General features: G+C 39.3%; 5 protein-coding genes. All 5 read right to left on the bottom strand.

All coding sequences use genetic code 11. From position 1 onward, the window contains the following. Positions 1 to 5 precede the first annotated feature (5 nt). Positions 6 to 623 carry an ABC transporter ATP-binding protein gene (locus ACOVO2_RS17795; RefSeq protein WP_421771277.1) on the bottom strand — a complete coding sequence of 206 codons (618 nt, stop codon included), beginning with the start codon at positions 621 to 623 and terminating at the stop codon, positions 6 to 8. A 137-nt stretch (positions 624 to 760) separates the two neighbouring features. Then, positions 761 to 1,555 (bottom strand): acyl-ACP--UDP-N-acetylglucosamine O-acyltransferase, encoded by a 795-nt coding sequence (gene lpxA / locus ACOVO2_RS17800; RefSeq protein WP_188767887.1) that lies wholly within the window; start codon positions 1,553 to 1,555, stop codon positions 761 to 763. 77 nt (positions 1,556 to 1,632) lie between these two features. Continuing rightward, entirely contained in the window at positions 1,633 to 3,024 is a 1,392-nt protein-coding gene (locus ACOVO2_RS17805; protein ID WP_421771278.1) for a bifunctional UDP-3-O-[3-hydroxymyristoyl] N-acetylglucosamine deacetylase/3-hydroxyacyl-ACP dehydratase, read from the bottom strand. A gap of 72 nt (positions 3,025 to 3,096) precedes the next feature. After that, complete coding sequence (gene lpxD, locus ACOVO2_RS17810) at positions 3,097 to 4,149, bottom strand: UDP-3-O-(3-hydroxymyristoyl)glucosamine N-acyltransferase (RefSeq protein ID WP_421771279.1); 1,053 nt, start codon at positions 4,147 to 4,149, stop codon at positions 3,097 to 3,099. 154 nt (positions 4,150 to 4,303) lie between these two features. Further along, entirely contained in the window at positions 4,304 to 5,536 is a 1,233-nt protein-coding gene (locus ACOVO2_RS17815; RefSeq protein ID WP_421771280.1) for an HD domain-containing protein, read from the bottom strand. Between the last annotated feature and the right edge of the window lie 229 nt (positions 5,537 to 5,765).

Here is a 5,765-nt window from a genome sequence, read left to right on the forward strand (position 1 = left end):
GTGGACTACTTATAATCTCTAATATCAACGATGTTTTTGCAGAAAGCATATTCATTTGGTTGATTTGAGCAGATAATTAGCAGTCGGTCGGCTGTATGTTTTTCGATTTGCTCAAGATACCATGCCGTTCCTTGGGCATCAAGATTTGAAGTTGGTTCGTCGAGTAAAATGATGGGAGCTTCCGAATAAAATGCCAAACCGAGTTTAAGACGTTGCTTCATTCCCGAAGAAAAATTCTTGACAGTTTTATCTTTATGCGGAGCAAGCTGTATTTTTTCGATGAGTTCGGTAGCCGAAAGATTATCTTTGAAAGGTTTGAATTTTTGGTGAAATTCGACCGATTCGAGTAGCGTAAATTCCTCAACTAATTCGAGATAAGGAGCAGCGATTACGATTTTCTTATAAATGTCATCAATCGAAACTTCTTGGTTATTACTACTGTATGAAACTTTACCTTCGGTGTGTGGCATCACGCCAATCAAAACCTGCAAAAGAGTAGATTTTCCGCTGCCATTTGGCCCGACGAAGGTATAATTTTTACCTGCCTCGAAACTTAAATTGACATTTCGGAAAATCCATTCTTTACGAAATTTCTTACCAAGATTTTCTAATTGAATATTCATGTGATGAGTTCACAGTCCGCTGACCACAGTCAACTGATATTTAGGAAAATAAAAGCAACAGTTTTGACTTTAATGAATAGTAATAATCTTTTTTCACTACGGACCATCGACTGTTGACTATTGTCAGTTGACTTATTTTATTCTTCCGCTCCTTTTTTAACTGGACTTTTGATGATTCCTCGCTCCGAATTTGAGATAAAATTCAGAATATCATCACGCTCAGGAGTAGCTGGAAACTCCAACTCAACTTGTGTGATAGCATCGGTATTATTCAAGCCACGAAGATAAATATAGCGGTAAATACCTTGAATTTCGGCGATTTTCTCGTCAGAATAGCCTCTTCTACGCAAACCAACCGAGTTGATACCTGCATAAGAAAGTGGCTCACGAGCAGCCTTGATAAACGGAGGTACATCTTTACGGATTTGCGAGCAACCGCCAATGTAAGTGTGTTTTCCGATTTTGACAAATTGCTGTACGGCAGACATTCCGCCGATATTGGCAAAGTCACCCACTGTGATGTGTCCTGCCAATTGCACACAGTTGGCCAAAATTACATTATCGCCAACAATACAATCGTGGGCAATGTGAGCGTAGGCCATAATGAGGCAGTTGGCACCAATTTCGGTACGGTGCTTATCGACAGTACCACGATTGACCGTCACACACTCACGAATGGTTGTGTTATCGCCAATGATTGTAACAGTGTTTTCACCTTTAAATTTTAAGTCTTGTGGAACAGCAGAGATAACCGCACCAGGGAAAATTTTACAATTTTTGCCAATTCTGGCACCTTCCATGATGATGGCGTGCGAACCTATCCAGGTTCCTTCGCCAATTTCTACGTCTTTGTGGATTACAGCAAACGGTTCGATTACTACGTTTTGTGCAACCTTTGCATCGGGGTGTATGTACGCCAATGGTTGATTCATTTTTGAGATTTGTTTCGTATAACAGACAAGAGCTAATGACGGAGATTCGCTTTGTCTAAATCTGATAGATTAGATTTTTATTTCGCTTTTTTTACTAATCGGGCTGTCATGTCAACATCACATACGAGGGTTTTGCCAACCCATGCTTCTCCGTGCATTTTTGCGACACCGAGACGAATAGGGGCAAGAAGTGAGCATCTGATAATTAACGTATCGCCAGGTAAAACATTGCGATAGAATCGGCAATTGTCGATTCCAACTAAATATGGCCAGTAAGCTTCTGGGTCACCAGTGGTAGTGAGTACCAAAACTCCGCCAGTTTGTGCAATTGCCTCAATTTGTAAAACGCCTGGCATTACAGGGTTTTCGGGGAAGTGCCCCGTAAACTGAGGTTCATTCATTGTAATATTTTTGATACCCACAACGGTCTGGCCATCGAGATAAACAATCTTATCTACGAGAGCAAATGGATAACGGTGGGGTAGGAGTCGTGCAATTTCACTAACATTAAATACAGGAGGTGTATTTGGGTCGTATTGAGGTGTGCTTTTTGCCGAATCGGTGATGTGTTTCTTGATTTTCTTCGCCAAAGCCACATTAGGCGTATGCCCAGGACGTGCAGCCAAAATATGTGCTTTTAGTGGGCGGCCGACTAATGCCAAATCACCCATTACATCGAGTAATTTGTGGCGAGCAGGCTCATTAGCAAAACGCAAAGGCATGTCATTCAGAATACCCGTTTTACCAACGCTAATTTTCTCTTTATTAAGTAAAGTAGCTAAATTTTCAACTTCTTCTTCAGAAATTTCACGGTCAACAATTACAACGGCATTATCAATATTGCCACCTTTGATTAGGCCAGCTTTGAAAAGTGCTTCTAATTCATGCAAGAAAACGAAAGTGCGGCAAGGAGCGATTTCTTGTTTGAATAGATCTATATCGTGTAATTGGGCGTGTTGACTATGCAAAACGGTTGAATTATAATCAACCATTACCGTTAGGCGATAGTCATTGAGTGGCAATGCCGCCAATTCAATACTTTGGTCGTCGTTGCGGAAATGAATCGCTTCTTCGATTTCGTAATAATTACGCAATGCACCTTGTTCTTCTACACCTGCTTCTTCGATTAACTCAACGAATCTTATTGCACTTCCATCAACAATCGGAATTTCTGGGCCATCAAGTTGAATCAAAACATTATCAATCTGAAGACCAACCAAAGCTGATAAAATATGCTCAGTTGTATGTATTCTTACACCTTCTTTTTCTAAGACAGTACCTCTCGAAGTATCTACCACATAATCAACATCGGCTTCTACAATAGGTTTATTAGGTAAATCAATTCGTTGGAATTTATATCCGTGATTTACAGCCGCTGGTTGTAAAAGCATGGTTACTTTCTCACCAGTATGTAGGCCTACACCTGTTACTGATACTACTTTTTTGAGGGTTTGTTGTTTAACATTCATTGTAAATTCTACTTATTTTCTTAGGCAAATGTATTTGTTATATCGAATAGAGGAATTGCTTATATTTTGATTTTATGCTAAAATACCTTGCTGATTAAGCTCTAAGAGTTGATCTTCGAGGGCTTTTATTTGTTTTTCGAGGGCAGGAAGTTTGCGTAAAACAGCCATCGAACGCAAATATTCGGTTGCATCGAAAGCCGGATTTCCGTTGAGTGCTGTCCCTGTTTTCTTGACACTCTTTGTCAGGCCTGCTTTTCCACCTGCTTTTGTTCCGTCGGCAATTGTAATATGACCATTTACACCTACTTGCCCGCCTAAAACGCAGTTTTTACCAATTTTTGTTGAGCCAGCTACGCCAGTTTGAGCGGCGATTACGGTGTTTTCTCCAATCTCAACATTATGAGCAATCTGTACTAAATTATCAATTTTTACTCCTTTACGAAGAATCGTTGAACCCATTGTGGCACAATCAATCGTTGAGTTGGAGCCAATGCTTACGTTATCTTCAAGTATTACGTTACCCAACTGAGGAATTGTCTTGTAAGTTCCATCAGCTTGCGGTGCGAAACCGAAGCCATCGCTGCCAATGACAGCCCCTGAGTGAACCACGCAGTTGTTTCCGATTACACAATTAGCATATATTTTTACGCCAGCATAGATAATTGTATTGTCGCCAATAATCACATTATCACTGATGTATGCTTGCGGATAAATCTTTACATTTTTGCCGATTTTACAGTTTTTACCAATGTACGAAAATGCTCCTTGATAGATATTATCGCCAACGGTAGTACCTTCTCCAACAAACGATGGTTGCTCGATACCTTTCTTAGAAGCATCCAGCATTTTTTGGTATTCTTCTAAAAGTTGGGTAAAAGCCGTGTAAGGGTTTTCGACAAGTATGAGTGTTGTGTTATATTGTTTGCGAGGTTCGAAGCTTCGGCCTACGATTACAGCCGTTGCGTTGGTAGTGTACAGGAACGGTTCGTATTTTTCGTTGGCGAGAAAAGAAATATCTCCCGTAGAACCTTCCTCGATTTTGGCTAACTGACTGATGATGAGGCTTTCGTCTCCTTTAACTTCACCATTCAGTAGGTGTGCTATTTGCTTAACCGTAAATTTCATATTTCTGGTGTTGTGCAAGTCGATACCCTTGCTGAAGTTTTGCGTTAGTACTTTTCCAATTAGTTGTACGAAACTATTTATGTGAATCCCAATTCAATGGTTTTATTTAAAATAATCTTCAAATAATACAAAAAGCCATCTTTTTATCGCAAAATCATTGCAAAGATACGTTTTTGCCCCAACATACATAGTATTTTTTCACGATGTTGCTCAAAGCTTTGATAGTTGGTAAATCAGACGCATCGGCAATATCTACTACATTGCGGTTTTTTGTTAGGATATTGATGGTTTCATCGCCCGAAACGTAGCCTTTATTGCTTACATCTCCTTCGGTAATAAAATATTTTAGTTCGTTTATGGCAATACCTTTTTCGAGTAATAATTCTTTAATATTTTCGATGAAAGATGTCTCAATCGGGAAATTAGAAATCTTTACTTTGTACAAATTTCGATTGAGTAAATCTTTACAGATAGTCGATAAAATTTTGTCGGAATGATGCTGCCAAGTTTTTATGCACGCCCAAATATCATAATCATCAATTTCGGTAAAGGCCTTCAAGTATTTTTCATCGTTTTTGAAAGATTCGAGCGAGATGTCTTCTTTCAGAAATAACGAAAATGATGGTGTGATGAATAAATCTGTTTCTGATTTTATTAATTCTCTGGCTCGGCCAATGATTTGAATAAGCATTGCTTCAGTACAAATCGAGGTTTTGTGTAAATATACTTGCCAGTACATTAACCTTCTGGCATTCAAAAAGTTTTCGACACTCAATAAACCTTTTTCTTCAACAACTAGATGATTATCAACTATATTGAGCATTTTGATGATACGGTCAACGCCGATAGTTCCTTCGGCTACGCCTGTAAAGAAACAGTCTCGGTTGAGGTAATCCATGCGGTCCATATCCAACTGGCTCGAAATAAGTTGATGGAAAAATTCTCGGTGATAAGTGCCATTAAACATTTCAATGGCTAAATCGAGCTGTCCACCAAACTCTTGGTTAAGTTTTTCCATCAGCAAAGCCGAAATATGCTCGTGATGTACATCGTTCAATATTGTATATTCGAGTACGTGCGAAAACGGTCCGTGGCCAATATCGTGTAGCAAAATGGCAATCTGTGCGGCTTCAATCTCTACATCAAGTAGGTAATGTCCTTTGGTTTGTAAAACCTGCAAGGCTTGCCCCATGAGGTGCATGGCACCCAACGCATGATGAAAACGAGTGTGCAATGCCCCTGGATAAACGTATTCGGCCATGCCTAATTGCTTGATCCGACGTAAACGCTGGAAAAAAGGATGCTCGATTAAATCATAAATTAAGTCAGAAGGTACGCTAACGAATCCATAGACGGGGTCATTGAATATTTTGCGTTTGTTGGTCATGCTTTCAGTTGGCGTTGGCGAGTGAACAAAGGTAGTTTATTAATGTTTTATACTTTTGTAGAAACAACACAAAGTAGAAAAATTTAGTTGTGAAGAGGAGAAAAATGAGGATAAAATTTTGAAGAGAATTTAGAAATGTATAATTTTGCATCACGAAACCAAAAAGATGGTTTTAGGGCCTATAGCTCATTCGGTTAGAGCAACTGACTCATAATCAGTAGGTGCTTGG

This window comes from Emticicia sp., from assembly GCF_049241225.1.
Classification (GTDB): domain Bacteria; phylum Bacteroidota; class Bacteroidia; order Cytophagales; family Spirosomataceae; genus Emticicia.

Bases quoted from the DNA above. Each gene is read 5' to 3' on its own strand.
- ACOVO2_RS17805 (WP_421771278.1), bottom strand. From the start codon at position 3,024: ATGAATGTTAAACAACAAACCCTCAAAAAAGTAGTATCAGTAACAGGT.
- lpxD (WP_421771279.1), bottom strand. From the start codon at position 4,149: ATGAAATTTACGGTTAAGCAAATAGCACACCTACTGAATGGTGAAGTT.
- ACOVO2_RS17815 (WP_421771280.1), bottom strand. From the start codon at position 5,536: ATGACCAACAAACGCAAAATATTCAATGACCCCGTCTATGGATTCGTT.
- lpxA (WP_188767887.1), bottom strand. From the start codon at position 1,555: ATGAATCAACCATTGGCGTACATACACCCCGATGCAAAGGTTGCACAA.
- ACOVO2_RS17795 (WP_421771277.1), bottom strand. From the start codon at position 623: ATGAATATTCAATTAGAAAATCTTGGTAAGAAATTTCGTAAAGAATGG.